Source organism: Pseudohongiella spirulinae (assembly GCF_001444425.1).
Taxonomy (GTDB): domain Bacteria; phylum Pseudomonadota; class Gammaproteobacteria; order Pseudomonadales; family Pseudohongiellaceae; genus Pseudohongiella; species Pseudohongiella spirulinae.
On the sequence record NZ_CP013189.1, the window covers coordinates 1,713,449 to 1,728,776 of the forward strand.

At 53.8% G+C, this 15,328-nt stretch carries 17 protein-coding genes; 10 read left to right on the forward strand and 7 right to left on the reverse strand.

Annotation, left to right across the window (positions count from 1 at the left end):
* Positions 1 to 11 precede the first annotated feature (11 nt).
* Entirely contained in the window at positions 12 to 638 is a 627-nt protein-coding gene (gene lolA, locus PS2015_RS07755) for an outer membrane lipoprotein periplasmic chaperone LolA (RefSeq protein ID WP_169792283.1), read from the reverse strand.
* Positions 639 to 721: 83 nt separating this feature from the next.
* Positions 722 to 3,046 (reverse strand): DNA translocase FtsK, encoded by a 2,325-nt coding sequence (locus PS2015_RS07760; protein ID WP_058021671.1) that lies wholly within the window; start codon positions 3,044 to 3,046, stop codon positions 722 to 724.
* Between the two features lie 226 nt (positions 3,047 to 3,272).
* On the opposite strand from PS2015_RS07760, the gene trxB reads away from it, so the two are divergent.
* From trxB to infA, 3 genes are all read left to right on the forward strand, one after another.
* Complete coding sequence (gene trxB, locus PS2015_RS07765; RefSeq protein ID WP_058021672.1) at positions 3,273 to 4,220, forward strand: thioredoxin-disulfide reductase; 948 nt, start codon at positions 3,273 to 3,275, stop codon at positions 4,218 to 4,220.
* Positions 4,221 to 4,223: 3 nt separating this feature from the next.
* A complete protein-coding gene (gene aat, locus PS2015_RS07770) occupies positions 4,224 to 4,925 on the forward strand; it encodes a leucyl/phenylalanyl-tRNA--protein transferase (RefSeq protein WP_058021673.1) in 702 nt (233 codons plus the stop codon).
* Positions 4,926 to 4,993: 68 nt separating this feature from the next.
* A complete protein-coding gene (gene infA / locus PS2015_RS07775) occupies positions 4,994 to 5,212 on the forward strand; it encodes a translation initiation factor IF-1 (protein ID WP_058021674.1) in 219 nt (72 codons plus the stop codon).
* 57 nt (positions 5,213 to 5,269) lie between these two features.
* Here the strand turns inward: infA and clpA are convergent, their stop codons facing one another.
* Positions 5,270 to 7,561: an ATP-dependent Clp protease ATP-binding subunit ClpA gene (gene clpA / locus PS2015_RS07780; RefSeq protein WP_058021675.1), complete on the reverse strand. Its 2,292-nt coding sequence runs from the start codon at positions 7,559 to 7,561 to the stop codon at positions 5,270 to 5,272.
* Positions 7,562 to 7,572: 11 nt separating this feature from the next.
* Positions 7,573 to 7,941: an ATP-dependent Clp protease adapter ClpS gene (clpS, locus tag PS2015_RS07785; RefSeq protein WP_058021676.1), complete on the reverse strand. Its 369-nt coding sequence runs from the start codon at positions 7,939 to 7,941 to the stop codon at positions 7,573 to 7,575.
* Positions 7,942 to 8,102: 161 nt separating this feature from the next.
* On the opposite strand from clpS, the gene cspD reads away from it, so the two are divergent.
* Together cspD and PS2015_RS07795 are read left to right on the forward strand one after the other, a co-directional pair.
* On the forward strand, positions 8,103 to 8,327 hold the full coding sequence (cspD, locus tag PS2015_RS07790) for a cold shock domain-containing protein CspD (RefSeq protein WP_058021677.1): 225 nt from the start codon (positions 8,103 to 8,105) through the stop codon (positions 8,325 to 8,327).
* 166 nt (positions 8,328 to 8,493) lie between these two features.
* Positions 8,494 to 9,114 (forward strand): pseudouridine synthase, encoded by a 621-nt coding sequence (locus tag PS2015_RS07795; RefSeq protein ID WP_058021678.1) that lies wholly within the window; start codon positions 8,494 to 8,496, stop codon positions 9,112 to 9,114.
* Here the strand turns inward: PS2015_RS07795 and moaE are convergent.
* Genes moaE through moaC form a run of 3 tightly spaced genes read right to left on the reverse strand, consistent with a single transcriptional unit; the run spans position 9,030 to position 10,337 of the window.
* Positions 9,030 to 9,578: a molybdopterin synthase catalytic subunit MoaE gene (gene moaE, locus PS2015_RS07800; protein ID WP_335338224.1), complete on the reverse strand. Its 549-nt coding sequence runs from the start codon at positions 9,576 to 9,578 to the stop codon at positions 9,030 to 9,032. The two genes, PS2015_RS07795 and moaE, sit on opposite strands and share 85 nt — an antisense overlap.
* A 2-nt stretch (positions 9,579 to 9,580) precedes the next feature.
* A complete protein-coding gene (moaD, locus tag PS2015_RS07805) occupies positions 9,581 to 9,832 on the reverse strand; it encodes a molybdopterin converting factor subunit 1 (protein ID WP_058021679.1) in 252 nt (83 codons plus the stop codon).
* Between the two features lie 4 nt (positions 9,833 to 9,836).
* Complete coding sequence (moaC, locus tag PS2015_RS07810; protein ID WP_058023212.1) at positions 9,837 to 10,337, reverse strand: cyclic pyranopterin monophosphate synthase MoaC; 501 nt, start codon at positions 10,335 to 10,337, stop codon at positions 9,837 to 9,839.
* Between the two features lie 133 nt (positions 10,338 to 10,470).
* Here moaC and PS2015_RS07815 point away from each other — a divergent pair, with 133 nt between their 5' ends.
* The 5 genes from PS2015_RS07815 to PS2015_RS07835 are packed head-to-tail and all read left to right on the forward strand — an operon-like array spanning position 10,471 to position 15,316.
* Complete coding sequence (locus tag PS2015_RS07815) at positions 10,471 to 10,947, forward strand: NUDIX hydrolase (protein WP_058021680.1); 477 nt, start codon at positions 10,471 to 10,473, stop codon at positions 10,945 to 10,947.
* Positions 10,948 to 10,953: 6 nt separating this feature from the next.
* Entirely contained in the window at positions 10,954 to 12,060 is a 1,107-nt protein-coding gene (mnmA, locus tag PS2015_RS07820; protein ID WP_082628036.1) for a tRNA 2-thiouridine(34) synthase MnmA, read from the forward strand.
* On the forward strand, positions 12,041 to 12,709 hold the full coding sequence (gene hflD / locus PS2015_RS07825) for a high frequency lysogenization protein HflD (protein WP_058021682.1): 669 nt from the start codon (positions 12,041 to 12,043) through the stop codon (positions 12,707 to 12,709). Before mnmA ends, hflD begins: the two co-directional genes overlap by 20 nt.
* Positions 12,710 to 12,722: 13 nt before the next feature.
* Positions 12,723 to 14,090 (forward strand): adenylosuccinate lyase, encoded by a 1,368-nt coding sequence (purB, locus tag PS2015_RS07830; protein WP_058021683.1) that lies wholly within the window; start codon positions 12,723 to 12,725, stop codon positions 14,088 to 14,090.
* Positions 14,091 to 14,146: 56 nt separating this feature from the next.
* The gene (locus PS2015_RS07835; RefSeq protein WP_058021684.1) at positions 14,147 to 15,316 is read left to right on the forward strand and encodes a cupin domain-containing protein; all 1,170 of its coding nucleotides are present in this window, start codon (positions 14,147 to 14,149) and stop codon (positions 15,314 to 15,316) included.
* The last annotated feature ends 12 nt before the right edge of the window (positions 15,317 to 15,328 follow it).

Below are 15,328 nucleotides of genomic sequence, written 5' to 3' on the forward strand. Positions count from 1 at the left end.
GGGCACTCACCTCACGGATTCCCGCCACTGTCGGTGCTGCGATTGTCGATCACTTCCAGCATTTCATCGTCCGGCGTCTGAAACACAAACTGCTGCGGCGCCAGGGCCAGATTCACCTGACGATTGTTGAATTCCCAGAAAGTGCGCTGACCATTGGTGTTAACTAACAGAATCGATTCAGGCTCTCCGCCCTCAAAATACAGCGTCACCTGCTGATACAGACTGGCCGGATCCAATGGCTGCAGGACAAATTCCATACCACCGTCGGCGATCGGCACCGCATTGATGCTGTATTGCTCAGCCACTTCATCGACCCTGCCGCTGAGTAATTGTGCCGCCAACTCTGACTGATCGCTGTCCCAGTCGTCGATGGTCAACTGCAGCAGGTCAGGTTGGTAATTCCACAACCATTGACCATCGGTGACGATCAGTTCCGGGAAGGGTTCCAGTGTCTCCCAATAAAAACCATCGGGTCGCTGCAACATGAACAGGATATGACTCTCTTCCAGAATACTGCCGCTTGACTCCATGACCAGTTGCCGCACATCCGCCCTGAAGGTCTGCAGATCTGCCAGCAAAGTCTGCAGTTTTTCGCTGTCCTGAGCCTGCGATGGCATTACTGACAAAGTCAGCAGCAAAGCAGCTGACACCTGTCTGATACAGCGGCGCAGACCAGCAAAATTCAAAGTGTGCGACATAACTGACATAAGCCGTTGAGCGCTCATCTGGGTGGTGGCGGGGCCAGCACTTCCCGGCTGCCGTTACTGCCCATCTCAGAGACCACACCAGCCGCCTCCATCGCTTCAATCATCCGGGCGGCCCTGTTGTAACCGATACGAAGTTTACGTTGAACGGCCGAAATCGACGCCTTGCGGGACTCAGTTACAAAAGCAACGGCTTCGTCATACAGTGCATCGTCCTCTTCACCGCCCTCGCTGCTGCCAGAGGACATACCCATATTCATGTCCCGGTCTTCCACACCCTGAGTGATTTCGTCGATATAAACCGGCTCACCCCGCGATTTCCAGTCGGCAACCACGCGATGTACCTCCTCATCACTGACAAAGGCGCCGTGCACCCGCCTGGCAAGACCACCGCCAGGCGGCAGAAACAGCATGTCGCCATTGCCCAGCAACTGTTCAGCGCCGCCCTCACCCAGGATCGTGCGCGAGTCCACTTTGGACTGCACCATAAACGACAATCGCGTGGGTATATTGGCTTTGATCAGGCCAGTCAGAACGTCCACCGAAGGTCGTTGCGTGGCCAGAATCAGATGAATGCCGGCGGCCCGCGCTTTCTGCGCTATCCTGGCAATCAGTTCTTCAACCTTTTTGCCAACCACCATCATCATGTCGGCCAGTTCGTCCACGATAACCACGATGTTTGGCAACTCTTCCAGCATGGGCGCTTCCTGATCATCCTGCAGCGCCATAGGATCCGGGCGCCAGACCGGATCGGGAATCGGCTGCCCTGCTTTGTTGGCATCCTGCACTTTTTTGTTATAACCCGACAGATTGCGCACCCCCAGCGCCGACATAAGTTTGTAGCGACGCTCCATCTCTGCCACCGACCAGCGCAGCGCATTAGCGGCATCTTTCATGTCAGTGACAACGGGTGTGAGCAGATGCGGAATGCCGTCATACACCGACAATTCCAGCATTTTGGGATCGATCATGATCATGCGCACATGTTCAGGCGTGGATTTGTACAAAAGGCTCAGTATCATGGCGTTAATACCAACAGATTTACCTGAGCCCGTCGTACCCGCCACTAATAGGTGTGGCATTTTTGCCAGGTCAACAATCACGGGCTTGCCCACTATGTCGTGTCCCAGCGCCATACTCAATGCCGACTGTGCTTTATCAAACTCAGGTGACGCCAGCACCTGACTGAGCATGATCATCTCACGCTGTTCGTTGGGAATCTCGATGCCAATGACCGTTTTACCGGGAATGACCTCAACCACGCGGACGCTGACAACGGCCAGGGATCGCGCCAGATCCCGGGCCAGACCGGTAATTCGACTGGCCTTCACACCCGGCGCCGGTTGCACTTCGAAACGGGTGATAACAGGCCCGGGATGCACAGAAGTCACTTCGACTTCGACCCCAAAGTCCTGCAGTTTGAGCTCCAGCAACTTCGACATCGCCTCCAGCGACTCTGCCGAATAGCCCTTTTGCCCAGCCTTTTTATTCTCATCCAGCAAACCAATGGCTGGTAGCTCACCTGGCGTCTTGTCGTCCGTGAAAAGCCGTGTCTGGCGCTCTTTTTCTGCACGCTGACTGCGGGCGGGCGGCACACTGACCACCGGTTCGATGCGCGGCGGCGTACGTTTGCGTTCTTTTTCAACGCGCACTTCAAGCGCCTTCTGGCGACGCTCAACAGCTTGACGGACCTTGCCCGCCTCCTGGCGTTTTTCCCGCCATGCCTGCCATGACTCAAGGCCTTTGGACCAGCCGTTCAAGGTCCAGTAACCAATCTGATCCACCAGCTTTAACCAGGAAATCTCAAACAGTACGGTCAGCCCAAACAGGAACAGCGCCAGAAAAAGCAGTGTGCTGCCCAGCAAGGCAAAAACCGGCACGCTGGCATCCGCCATCGCTGCGCCGATCAACCCGCCGGCAGGCCAGGGGCTGTTTGCAGGCATGGCGAAATGCATCGTGGACAGTGTGCAGGCACCAATCACCAGCAAAATGATGCCGCCCGATTTAATGGTTAGCATGAGACCGGAAAACGGTTTATCAGCCTCTGACTGGCGAAACAGCCGGACGATCTTGAAACCCAGTGCAAAGGGGAACACATATGCAAAATAACCGAACATATGCAGCAGCACATCCGCAAGCCAGGCGCCCATATGGCCGACAGCGTTATTGACTGCCCCCCCGTTACCAGTTGTCGTAAAGGCAGGGTCATCGGGTGAGTAACTGACCAGGGCGATCAGCAGAAACAATCCCAGCAAGAATGCCGCAATCAGCGTACCTTCCCTGGCTATTCGTTGTGACAGATGCTTTAGTCCGTCATCGTTTTGTGCTTTTTGCTTGGGCATATTTTCTATATTTTTTCAGTGGGATGCGAAAATATTTTAATTCAGTTTCAAGTTTTATGGTCGCTATCATAAGCAATTTCGGCCGTCAGTGGAACCGCCACTTCCACAGCAACGATGAGCATAGCATAAAGCGACGCTTGAAAATCGCTACGCACGACTCCATGCGTGTATAATTCAGCGCTTAACCTTATCCCGCAACTCCGAAAACCAGCAGGAATCTGTTTTTATGAATGATTCACAGCATCACCGATTAATCATCCTCGGCTCCGGCCCCGCCGGTTACACGGCCGCTGTTTACGCGGCCCGCGCCAATCTCGAACCGGTCGTCATCACCGGCATGATTCAGGGCGGTCAGCTTACAACAACCACCGATGTGGATAACTGGCCTGGTGATGTTGAAGGTCTGCAGGGACCGGACCTGATGGAGCGAATGAAACAGCACGCCGAACGTTTCAATACCAGCATCGTATTCGACCATATCAATAAGGTTGACCTGCAGAATCGACCTTTTACCTTGCAGGGTGACAGCGGCAGCTATACCTGTGACGCACTGATCATCGCCACCGGTGCATCAGCGCAATACCTCGGCCTTGAATCCGAGACGGCGTTTATGGGCAAAGGCGTCAGTGCCTGCGCAACCTGCGATGGATTCTTTTACCGCAACAAGCCGGTCGCGGTGATCGGTGGCGGCAACACGGCAGTGGAAGAAGCACTCTATCTCTCCAATATCGCCTCGCATGTCACCCTGGTGCACAGACGCGACAGCCTGCGAGCGGAAAAAATCCTGCAGGACAAACTGTTTGCCAAGGAAAAAAGCGGCAATGTCACGATCCTGTGGAATCACACGCTGAGCGAAGTCCTGGGCGATGACATGGGCGTGACCGGCATCCGCGTAGCCAGCACTCAAGATAACAGCTCAAAAGAATTAACCGTCGACGGTGTATTTATCGCCATCGGACACAAACCGAATTCCGATATCTTCGAGGGACAACTCGAGATGCATGATGGTTATCTGAAGATTCACAGCGGCACCAATGGTAATGCCACACAAACCAGTGTGCCCGGCGTGTTTGCTGCCGGCGACATAGCGGACCATATTTACCGCCAGGCAATTACCTCGGCCGGCTTTGGCTGTATGGCTGCGCTGGATGCCGAGAAATACCTGGATCAGTAAACCATGGGACGGCTGTTCAGGCTGCGGGCTGACAGCGTCGCCTTTCCTCCCGCCGACCAGGCCCTGAAAGAACCAGCAGGTTTGCTGGCGGTCGGAGGAGATTTACGACCGGAGCGACTACTGGCTGCTTACCGGCAAGGTATTTTTCCCTGGTATGACGACAGCAGCCCGATATTGTGGTGGTCACCAGACCCGCGAATGGTCCTGGAACCAGCGCAGGTGCATGTTTCCCGCAGCCTGCGCAAAACCCTTCGACGCAATACCTGCCATATCAGTATGGACTGTGCTTTCGATGAGGTCATCGGGTATTGCGCCGGCCTGCGCCAGGAATCTCAGGGAACCTGGATCACCGAGGATATGCAACGCGCTTACCGCACCTTGCACAAGCTGGGCTATGCTCACTCTGTTGAAGTATGGCAGCAACAACAATTGGTGGGAGGCCTGTACGGCATAGCGCTCGGGCGGATGTTCTTTGGTGAGTCAATGTTCAGCCTGGCTGACAACGCTTCAAAGATTGCATTTGTGGCGCTTTGCCGACAGTTGTCAGAATGGCACTTTGACATGATTGATTGTCAGATGCCAACTGAACACCTGAGCAGTCTGGGTGCCCGTCCTGTGGCCCGTACTGAATTTCTGCATCGCCTGTCGCGCAATGCACAGAATCCCGATCAAACTGGCTATTGGAAATTCACGGCTGAACTGTAAGCCTTTGCCATTAACACCAAAATCAGGCAAAATGCGCGCTTAATTTAATCCGTGAGACCAAGAACCAGATGGCTAAAGAAGATCAAATCGAAATGGAAGGCGAAGTTGTCGACACACTTCCCAACACCATGTTCCGCGTAAAACTTGAAAACGGTCACATAGTGACAGCTCATATTTCAGGGAAAATGCGCAAAAACTACATCCGAATTCTCACGGGTGATATGGTTAAAGTTGAACTGACACCTTACGACCTGACCAAAGGACGCATCACTTACCGCGCTCGTTGACGTCCCGGCGCCTGCCCCCTGGCTGACGCCGGAAAGCCCGGCAGTAGCCGAGCGGCATCAATCCTCTGTTGTGCTGAGCTCCCTGCCCTCAGCTTTGCTGCCACGCTGTTTGATATCCAGCTTGACCTCACCATCCACGATTGAGACCTTGACTTCGCCGCCGCTGCTCAGGCTGCCAAACAGAATTTCATCAGCCAGCGCCTTTTTGAGTTTTTCCTGAATCAGGCGAGCCATAGGCCGCGCGCCCATTTGTGGACTGTAGCCATGCTCGGCAAACCAGTCGCGCGCACTGTCATCCACACTGAGAGTCACCTTTTTACTATCCAGTTGTACCTGCAACTCAACCAGGAATTTATCGACCACAGTGCGGATAGTTTGCGGTTGCAGCGGTCCGAATTGCACAACGGCGTCCAGACGATTGCGGAATTCCGGTGTAAAGCTGCGCTTGATCACCTCCATACCATCGCTGCTATGATCCTGGCGGGTAAATCCAATAGAGGGGCGCGACATTTCCTGCGCCCCGGCATTGGTGGTCATGATCAGAATGACATTACGGAAATCGGCCTTGCGACCGTTATTGTCCGTCAATGTACCGTGATCCATAACCTGCAACAGAATGTTGAAAACATCCGGGTGCGCCTTTTCAATCTCATCCAGCAGCAACACACAATGCGGGTGCTTGGTTACCGCCTCAGTCAGCAAACCACCCTGATCAAAACCGACATAACCAGGTGGCGCACCGATCAGGCGGGAAACTGTATGACGCTCCATGTACTCTGACATGTCAAAACGAAGCAACTCAATGCCAAGGATACGGGCCAACTGACGACTGACTTCTGTTTTACCCACACCAGTGGGGCCAGCGAACAGATAGGAACCAATAGGTTTGTCCGGCGTATTCAATCCGGCTCTGGACAGCTTGATTGCTGTCGCCAGAGAGACGATGGCTTCATCCTGACCAAACACTACCATTTTCAGCTTCGATTCCAGACCGCGCAAAGCCTCCACATCTGAGCTGGTAACGTGCTGCGGAGGAATCCGGGCAATTGACGCCACTACCCGCTCCATATCCGGAGCCTGAATCAGCTTTTTACGCTTACTTTCCGGTTGCAGCCGTTGCCAAGCACCAGCCTCATCAATCACATCAATGGCTTTATCCGGCATGAACCGGTCATTGATATAGCGACCGGCCAGTTCGGAGGCCGCCCGCAGCGCATTATCGCTGTAGCGCAGATCGTGATGAGCCTCAAAACGCGACTTCAGGCCACGCAGAATTTTATAGGTGGTTTCGACATCGGGCTCATCAATGTCGATTTTCTGGAAACGACGTGACAGCGCCCTGTCCTTGTCGAAAATACCACGGTACTCCTGATAGGTCGTTGAACCAACGCAGCGAAGATCTCCGGAGGTGAGAATCGGTTTTAACAGGTTGGATGCATCCATAACACCACCGGAGGCCGCTCCAGCACCAATAATGGTATGAATTTCATCAATAAACAGAATAGATTCCGGCTGTTTTTTAAGTTCCGCCAGCAAGGTCTTAAAACGTTTCTCAAAGTCGCCCCGATACTTGGTGCCTGCCAGCAGGGCACCCATATCAAGCGAATAAATCACATGCCCTTTCAGCACCTCAGGCACCTGATCTTCTTCGATCATGCGCGCCAAACCTTCCACCACGGCTGTTTTGCCAACACCGGATTCACCCACCAGCAGCGGATTGTTTTTGCGCCGACGGCACAGTACCTGAATCAGGCGCATGACTTCTTTGTCACGTCCAATTAACGGATCGATTTTGCCCTGCCGGGCCAGTTCATTGAGATTAGTGGCGTAATTCTCCAGAGCGCTGGAGGTACTACCCGCTTCTTCACCCTGCCCGGCCTGCATGTTTTCATCTTCGGCAGGCTCATCACCCTGCTGCTTGCTGATGCCATGGCTGATGTAATTCACCACATCAAGACGACCAATATCCTGCTGGCTTAACAGGTAGACAGCCTGACTTTCCTGTTCGCTGAAAATGGCTACCAATACATTGCCACCGCTGACTTCGTTGCGACCCGAGGATTGCACATGAAATACGGCACGCTGCAAGACTCGCTGGAAACCCAAAGTCGGCTGTGTGTCACGCTCTTCTTCCTGCTCGGCAAGCACAGGTGTGGTGGATTCGATGTAATCGACCAGCCCGCCGCGTAAACGGGCAATGTCAGCCCCGCAATGCAGCAGCACATCAATAGCGACGTCGTTATCCAGCAAAGCCAGCAGTAGATGCTCAACCGTCATGTACTCGTGGCGTTTACTGCGGGCGCTGGCAAAGGCGCTGTTCAGAGTCACTTCAAGATCACGGCTCAGCATCCAGGGCTCTCCTATTGGTCAGCTTCTACATGGCATAGTAGCGGGTGTTTGTGCTCGCGGGCAAATTCATTGACCTGTTCGGCCTTGGTTTCAGCGACATCCCGGCTGTACACACCACAAACGGCTTTACCCTCTGTGTGTACCTTTAACATGATCTGCGTGGCTTTCTCCACCGGCATATGAAAAAAATTGACCAGAACGGTCACTACAAACTCCATCGGTGTATAGTCATCATTCATCAGCAGTACTTTGTACAGCGGTGGCCGCGCCAGCCGGGGCTTGCTGGCGGCGGTTGCAACACCACGATCTTCGTGCTCATCCTGGCCTGGCTGACCGGGCGATTGCGCTGAAATTACGGATGTAAATACCGTTTCTGTCATTAATAAGTCACTCCGATCTATTACAGACTGTTGCAATTAGACAAAAAGGATGAATAATAAGGTCCTACATGGACGATATACAAACGTTGAGGATTAACACTCAGGCCTTGCCTGGCGTGTAACAATTAAAATTAGAACTATACGTGCAATGGAGTAATATGATGGCAATGGGGCAAGTTAAATGGTTCAACAACGCTAAAGGTTTTGGTTTTATCCTTCCGGAGGACGGTGGCAGCGACCTTTTCGCTCACTACTCTGCTATTGGAATGGATGGCTATAAAACTCTGAAAGCCGGTCAAACCGTAACCTTTGAAACCCTGGAAGGTCCGAAAGGGCTTCATGCAACCAACATCAAACCTGTGGCACAGTCGCAGCAACAAGCCTGATGTCGGCGGCGGGAGCCGTTCAGGCTCCCGCCGCTGTAGTCAACTTTAGTCAACTGAGCATCCTGCGAACACCTGCCATCGGGCAATCACCAGCACGCAATAACTCGATTTCGACGCAGTATAGCACCGCCTGTACCGGGCGCTCAAATAGGCTATACTTCGCCGCATGCCGCAAATCATCCTGTTTAATAAACCTTTTAATGTGCTTTCCCAGTTCAGCGGTGATCAACCCGAGCAGACGCTGAGTCATTATATCGATGCCCCTGGTTTTTATCCGGCCGGCAGGCTGGACAAAGACTCAGAGGGTCTTTTGCTGTTGACCGATTGTGGCCAGACTCAGGCGCGCATCAGCAACCCAACGTACAAACTCGAAAAAACCTATTGGGTACAGGTAGAGGGTTTGATTGACGAAACCGCTCTGCACGCGCTGCATTGCGGCGTCACGCTGAAGGATGGTCAGACGCGTCCCGCGCGGGCTGAAGCGATCATACCACCGAGAATCTGGGACAGACATCCCCCCATCCGAGAACGACAGCACATCCCCACCAGTTGGCTGTCCTTGAGCATTACTGAAGGCCGTAACAGACAGGTGCGACGCATGACAGCTGCCGTGGGATTCCCGACCCTGCGCCTGATCCGTTATCGCATCGGTGATTGGACAATAGAGGGCCTGGCACCGGGCGAATCCCGGACCCTGCAGATTCAGCCCTTGCCGGGTCGCCCGGCTTCGTCAAGTTCAATCGCATCGAGATCTGTATCCCCGCGCCAGCGCTCAACACGACGATAATCAGAGTCCCGGCTGGCAACCCACACGCTGTCATCACCGTTACGCTGCTTTTTCCAGAACGGCGCATCGGTCTTCAGGTAGTCCATCATGAACTCGGCAGCCGCAAACGCGGCCTCGCGATGGGCGCTGGCGACTGCCACCAGTACAATCTGCTCACCCGGCTGCAACTCTCCAACCCGGTGGATCAGGCGACAGGCCTGCAGCGGCCAGCGATTGGCAGCCTTATCAACAATATCGGTCAGCGCTTTTTCAGTCATGCCAGGATAATGTTCGAGAGTCAGCGATTGAGTACCTGCTGACTGTAGAGCCCCCGGGACATCATCAGCCACAAGTTCCCTGACCAGGCCACTGAAAATTGCGACAGCGCCGGGATTGCTCGCTGACTGGCACAGCTCGGCGTACTCATGAGCGAGGTCGAAATCCTCGGTTTGCACGCTGATTTTAACATCCACTATCGCCCCCATGCTCAGCCCCCGGTCATGGGTGGAAAGAAAGCAATTTCTTCATTTCCCGCCAAGCGGTGACCGCGGTCTGCGACGGCCTGATCCACTGCCACCAGGACCTGCTGCTGATCCGATAACAATGACCACGGCGCACCCCGCGATTGTAATACATCGATTAGATCAGCCACTGTCTCCGCCCCGTCTGGCAGAGCCATTTCTTCGCCTGCACGGCCCAGCTGCTCACGGACACTGGCAAAATACTGAATAGTTAACATAAGACTAATCCTGTTGGCGCAAATAATCACCGGAACGGCCACCGGACTTGCTGATCAACCGGATATTGTTGACAACCATGCCCTTATCAACGGCCTTGCACATATCATAGATGGTAAGAGCTGCCACTGATACCGCCGTCAGCGCCTCCATTTCCACTCCAGTTCGTGCATCAAGGCCGCAACTCGCCCTGACTAACACCCTGCAGTTGTCCGTATCCAATTCAAAATCTACATTGACGGCGTTCAGCAGCAAAGGATGGCACAGCGGAATAAGATCAGGGCATTTTTTTGCCGCCATGATGCCGGCCACACGTGCCACAGCCAGCACATCGCCCTTTTTATGACCTCCGGCCGCTATCAGCGCCAGGGTCTCGGCCTGCATGTGTACTTCACCGGCAGCCACGGCTATCCGGTTGGTCACCGCTTTCTGGCTGACATCCACCATGCGCGCATTACCCTGCGCATCCAGGTGCGACAGACCTGAGGGATGATCGGATCTAGACATTGCACAGTCTCCCTGCAAAAAGAATGCATTATCCATGCTTTCACCAATCAAGTAGAGTCTTGATCAAGCATTTCACTGTGATTTCCGGTAAACTTGCGCAGCCTGAACAATCCCATTTACACGAAATCCCGGCATGACATTCTGTCCTCACAATACTGTTGCTGTTGTCGTTGAACAACCCGCTGAACTTAAAACACCGGGCGACATCACGCAGCGCTTCCTGATTGTTGAAGAAATCAGCGACGGTCGACAGGTCTTCAATCAGCCGGCTGGACATCTTGAAAAAGGCGAAACGCTGTTGCAGGCGGCACTGCGCGAAACACTGGAAGAAACTGCCTGGCAGATCAGCCTGACGGGCTGTCTGGGACAGTATCAGTATACATCTCCGGACAACGGTGAATGTTATCTGCGCACCTGCTTTGTCGGCAGGGCACTGAGCCATGACCCGGCGCTCAAACTGGATGCTGATATTGTGCAGACTCACTGGCTCAGCCAGCAGGAACTTCAACAACGTCAAGCTGAGCTGCGCAGCCCGCTGGTGATGCAGGTTATCAATGACTATCTACAGGGTCGGGTTTATCCGCTGAACAGCGTCCAACACATTGATTGATACGGTATGACTGAACAGAAAAACAGACAACAGACAAGGGTTATCGTCGGCATGTCGGGCGGCGTTGACTCCTCAGTTGCAGCCCTGTTGCTGCAAGAACAGGGCTATCAGGTTGAAGGCCTGTTCATGAAAAACTGGGAAGAAGACGACGATACCGAATACTGCACGGCCCGGCAGGATCTGGCGGATGCACAGTCTGTTGCCGATCGCCTGGGGATTCATCTGCATACTGCGAATTTTGCCGCCGAATACTGGGATGGTGTGTTTGAGCACTTCCTGGCTGAGTACCGGGCCGGTCGCACGCCCAACCCCGATATCCTGTGCAACCGTGAAATCAAGTTCAAGGCATTCCTGGAATACGCGACCGAGCTGGGTGCTGACTATATCGCTACCGGCCACTATGCACGGCGGCGTCAAACAGCCGATCAGACACAGCTTCTGAAAGGACTGGATAACAACAAGGATCAAAGTTACTTTTTAAGTGCGGTCACGGCAGACAGCCTGGCACGCAGCTTGTTCCCGGTCGGTGAGCTGGATAAATCACAGGTCCGGGATATTGCTGCACGGCACCAGTTTGTCACCAGCAACAAGAAAGACAGCACTGGTATCTGTTTTATCGGCGAACGTAAATTCACCGACTTTTTACAACGCTACCTGCCCGCTCAGCCCGGCATAATCGAAACGGTTGATGGGGAGCAGGTCGGCACACACCAGGGATTGATGTACCATACTTACGGGCAACGTCAGGGGCTGGGCATTGGCGGTCTGCCAAACCACAACGAAGCGCCCTGGTATGTGGTCGGCAAGGACCTTCAGCGGAACGTTTTGATTGTCGCACAAGGTCCTGATCATCCGGCACTTTTCTCCAGCGCCCTGCGCGCGGGACAGATCTCGTGGGTCAACCGGCCGGCACCTGAGCTGCCCCTGCGATGCCACGCCAAAATTCGCTACCGTCAGGCCGATCAGGCCTGCCTTGTGAGCCAGCTTGACAGCGGTGACCTGTATGTCACATTCGACCAGTCGCAACGAGCTGTCACACCAGGGCAAAGCATCGTTTTTTATCAGGATGATATCTGTCTGGGAGGAGGCGTCATTGAACAGTACAACAAGTGAATTTTCGGACTGGCAATACCGCAACATCGCGCTCGCCGTGGTAACCCAATGTGCGGTGCTGGTCAATCGGCTGGCGACTGACGGGCAGGTATCACGCGAGTCGCTGATCGCCTGCCTGAAGCCGGTTTATAAACTCGATGCCGATTCGGTAGCGGATCTCTACCCCAACATTTCTGATTTCAATCAGGGTATCCGCGTGCTGCAGGAGTCATTTGACAGCGCGGGACTGCGCGAGCATGCCAATGAGGTTCGCTATCTGCTGGGCATGCTCGTAATTCAACAACACCTCAACAAACACAATGATATTCAATCGCGCATTGGGCAACGCATCAGCCAGTTATCGGAACGCGCATTGATTGACACACCGGAAGAGCCATTGACCGAGCAGTCCCTGCAGGCTGACTGCAGTGCTCTGGCACGGCTCTATCAGGACACCATCAGCACACTGAGCTACCGTATCCACGTAGCGGGCAATCCGGAGCACCTGCGTAACAATCAGGTGGCCGACCAGATCCGCGCTCTGCTGCTCGCTGGAATCCGTTCTGCCGTATTGTGGCATCAGCTCGGCGGCCGACGCTGGCACCTGTTCTTCTACAAAAAGCGTATCCGCCAGTGCCTGGCCGATGTGCGACGACAACTTATCGGCTAAGGAAAACAACACTATGAGCATCTCAACTCTCACCGCCATCTCACCTGTTGATGGTCGTTATCGCAACAAAACTGAAGCTTTAAGCAGCTGTTTCAGTGAATATGCGCTGATTCGCTACCGGGTAGTGGTTGAGATTCGCTGGCTGCAGCAACTGGCCGGCATGCCCGCTATCACCGAGGCACCCGCCCTGTCAGAATCGGCGAATGAGCTGTTGGAAAGCATCATCAGTGGCTTCTCGATCAAAGATGCCGAGCGGGTCAAAGAAATCGAAAGCACCACCAATCACGACGTCAAGGCCGTTGAATACTTCATTAAAGAAAAGATAAAGGATCATCCGGACCTGGGTCAGCAAATGGAGTTTGTGCATTTCGCCTGCACATCAGAGGACATCAACAACCTGTCCTATGCCCTGATGTTGCGCGATGGACGCGATCTGGTCATGCTGCCAGCCATGCAGCAGGTGATTGACCGCTTGCGCCAACTTGCCCATGACAGTGCCGAAGAACCCATGCTGTCTCGTACACACGGCCAAACCGCTTCTCCGACCACCGTAGGAAAAGAGCTGGCTAACGTAGTGTATCGACTGGAACGTCAGCTCACCCAGTTTGCTGACAGCCCGGTACTGGGCAAAATCAATGGCGCGGTCGGCAACTATAATGCGCACATGATTGCTTATCCGGAGGTTGACTGGCAGGCTAACGCGCAACAGTTTGTCGAAAAGCTGGGTTTACAATGGAACCCCTACACCACCCAGATCGAGCCACACGACTATATTGCCGAAATGTTTGCTGCCTGCTGCCGTTTTAACACTATCCTGATCGATCTGGATCGTGATATCTGGGGTTATATCTCTCTGGGCTACTTCAAGCAACGCGCTATTGCCGGCGAAGTCGGTTCCTCGACCATGCCACACAAGGTCAACCCCATCGATTTCGAAAACTCAGAGGGTAATCTGGGCATCGGTAACGCCATCATGCAGCACCTGGCAGAAAAACTGCCAATCTCTCGCTGGCAGAGAGACCTGACCGACTCTACCGTACTGCGCAGTGTCGGCACCGGCTTTGCGCACAGCCTGATTGCCTATCAGGCTACCATGAAGGGTCTGAACAAGCTCAGCCTGAATCCCGAAGCGCTGGCACGAGATCTGGACAATAGCTGGGAAGTGCTGGCTGAGCCCATACAGACCGTGATGCGCCGCTACGGTGTCGAACAGGCCTATGAAAAACTCAAAGAGCTGACACGAGGCCAGAAGATTGATCAGGCCGCCATCAGCACATTTATCGACACACTGGATATTCCGGAGTCGGCTCGTCAACAATTGCGGGCACTCAAACCGGGCACTTACACCGGCAACGCTGTTGATCAGGCCAAACAAATCTGAACCATCAATCAAGGAAGTGCCCCGGCAATGCCGGGGCTTGAACCAGGAAAAACAACGTGACTGCTCGGGTACTGCCGGAAAACTTCAACCGTAACGACTTTCTGAAAAATTACTGGCAGAAAAAGCCACTATTGATTCGTGCCACTAACTCAGACTTTATTGACCCGGTAACGCCAGAGGAATTGGCAGCACTGGCTTGTGAAGACGAAGCCGAGGCTCGTCTGGTGCAGGTGAATCCACAGCAGAGTGAATGGACATTGCGTCATGGCCCGTTCACAGAAGCTGATTTTCTGAGCCTGCCGGCATCACACTACAGCCTGCTTGTTCAGTCTGTCGATCAATGGGTTGATGATGTGGCTGCCATGCTCGCCGATTTTGACTTTATTCCCGGCTGGCGAGTAGATGACATTATGGTCAGTTATGCCAGCGATCAGGGCAATGTCGGCCCGCATTTTGACTACTACGACGTTTTTTTGATTCAGGGACAGGGACAGCGTCGCTGGCAAACTGGGCAACACTGCGATCACACAACTGAACTGCAAACGTCCAGCGACATGAAGCTGCTGCAGAATTTCCAGGCAACAGAAGAGTATCTGCTTGAAGCCGGCGATATTCTGTATCTGCCTCCGGGCATTGCACACTATGGTATTGCCGAGGGATCCGCCCTGACTTATTCGGTAGGCTTTCGGGCTCCTTCCTGGGCCGAAATACTCGGCGGCGTCGTTGATGAGGTGCTGGATGAGCTGAATGAAGGCGAGCGCTACACTGACGCCTGCCCGCGGCTGCCATTGCATCGTGGCGAAATCCCGGGCGATGTTATTGATGCCCTGCAACAAGGCATCAACAAGCGCCTTGGCAACCGACAATTGATACGCCGCTGGTTTGGCAAAACCATGACCGAACCACGTTATGTAGCACAAATCGGGACAGACGAGGTGATTGCCTGCCATCAAACACTGCAACGTCAGCTGCTAGGCGGACAGCAATTATACCCAGCGCCGGGTGCCCGGTTTGCCTATACAATTGAAGACCAACAGGCGGAGCTTTATGCCAACGGTGATTGCATCGCTCTGCCATCGCGAGCCCTGTGCCTGCTACAGGCACTGTCGGACAGTAATCCAATGGCACCACTGCCCGACAAGATAATCAGGGCCGTGCTTAATGACCCCGAAGTTGCACAGTTATTGCTGAAGCTGCTGAATCAGGGCAGCCTGATCATTGAATGATATTCAACGGAT

Excerpts from the sequence above, each read along its gene's own strand:
- PS2015_RS07760 (WP_058021671.1), bottom strand. The coding sequence starts at position 3,046 with ATGCCCAAGCAAAAAGCACAAAACGATGACGGACTAAAGCATCTGTCA.
- trxB (WP_058021672.1), top strand. The coding sequence starts at position 3,273 with ATGAATGATTCACAGCATCACCGATTAATCATCCTCGGCTCCGGCCCC.
- aat (WP_058021673.1), top strand. The coding sequence starts at position 4,224 with ATGGGACGGCTGTTCAGGCTGCGGGCTGACAGCGTCGCCTTTCCTCCC.
- infA (WP_058021674.1), top strand. The coding sequence starts at position 4,994 with ATGGCTAAAGAAGATCAAATCGAAATGGAAGGCGAAGTTGTCGACACA.
- clpA (WP_058021675.1), bottom strand. The coding sequence starts at position 7,561 with ATGCTGAGCCGTGATCTTGAAGTGACTCTGAACAGCGCCTTTGCCAGC.
- clpS (WP_058021676.1), bottom strand. The coding sequence starts at position 7,941 with ATGACAGAAACGGTATTTACATCCGTAATTTCAGCGCAATCGCCCGGT.
- cspD (WP_058021677.1), top strand. The coding sequence starts at position 8,103 with ATGGCAATGGGGCAAGTTAAATGGTTCAACAACGCTAAAGGTTTTGGT.
- PS2015_RS07795 (WP_058021678.1), top strand. The coding sequence starts at position 8,494 with ATGCCGCAAATCATCCTGTTTAATAAACCTTTTAATGTGCTTTCCCAG.
- moaE (WP_335338224.1), bottom strand. The coding sequence starts at position 9,578 with ATGGGGGCGATAGTGGATGTTAAAATCAGCGTGCAAACCGAGGATTTC.
- moaD (WP_058021679.1), bottom strand. The coding sequence starts at position 9,832 with ATGTTAACTATTCAGTATTTTGCCAGTGTCCGTGAGCAGCTGGGCCGT.
- moaC (WP_058023212.1), bottom strand. The coding sequence starts at position 10,337 with ATGTCTAGATCCGATCATCCCTCAGGTCTGTCGCACCTGGATGCGCAG.
- PS2015_RS07815 (WP_058021680.1), top strand. The coding sequence starts at position 10,471 with ATGACATTCTGTCCTCACAATACTGTTGCTGTTGTCGTTGAACAACCC.
- mnmA (WP_082628036.1), top strand. The coding sequence starts at position 10,954 with ATGACTGAACAGAAAAACAGACAACAGACAAGGGTTATCGTCGGCATG.
- purB (WP_058021683.1), top strand. The coding sequence starts at position 12,723 with ATGAGCATCTCAACTCTCACCGCCATCTCACCTGTTGATGGTCGTTAT.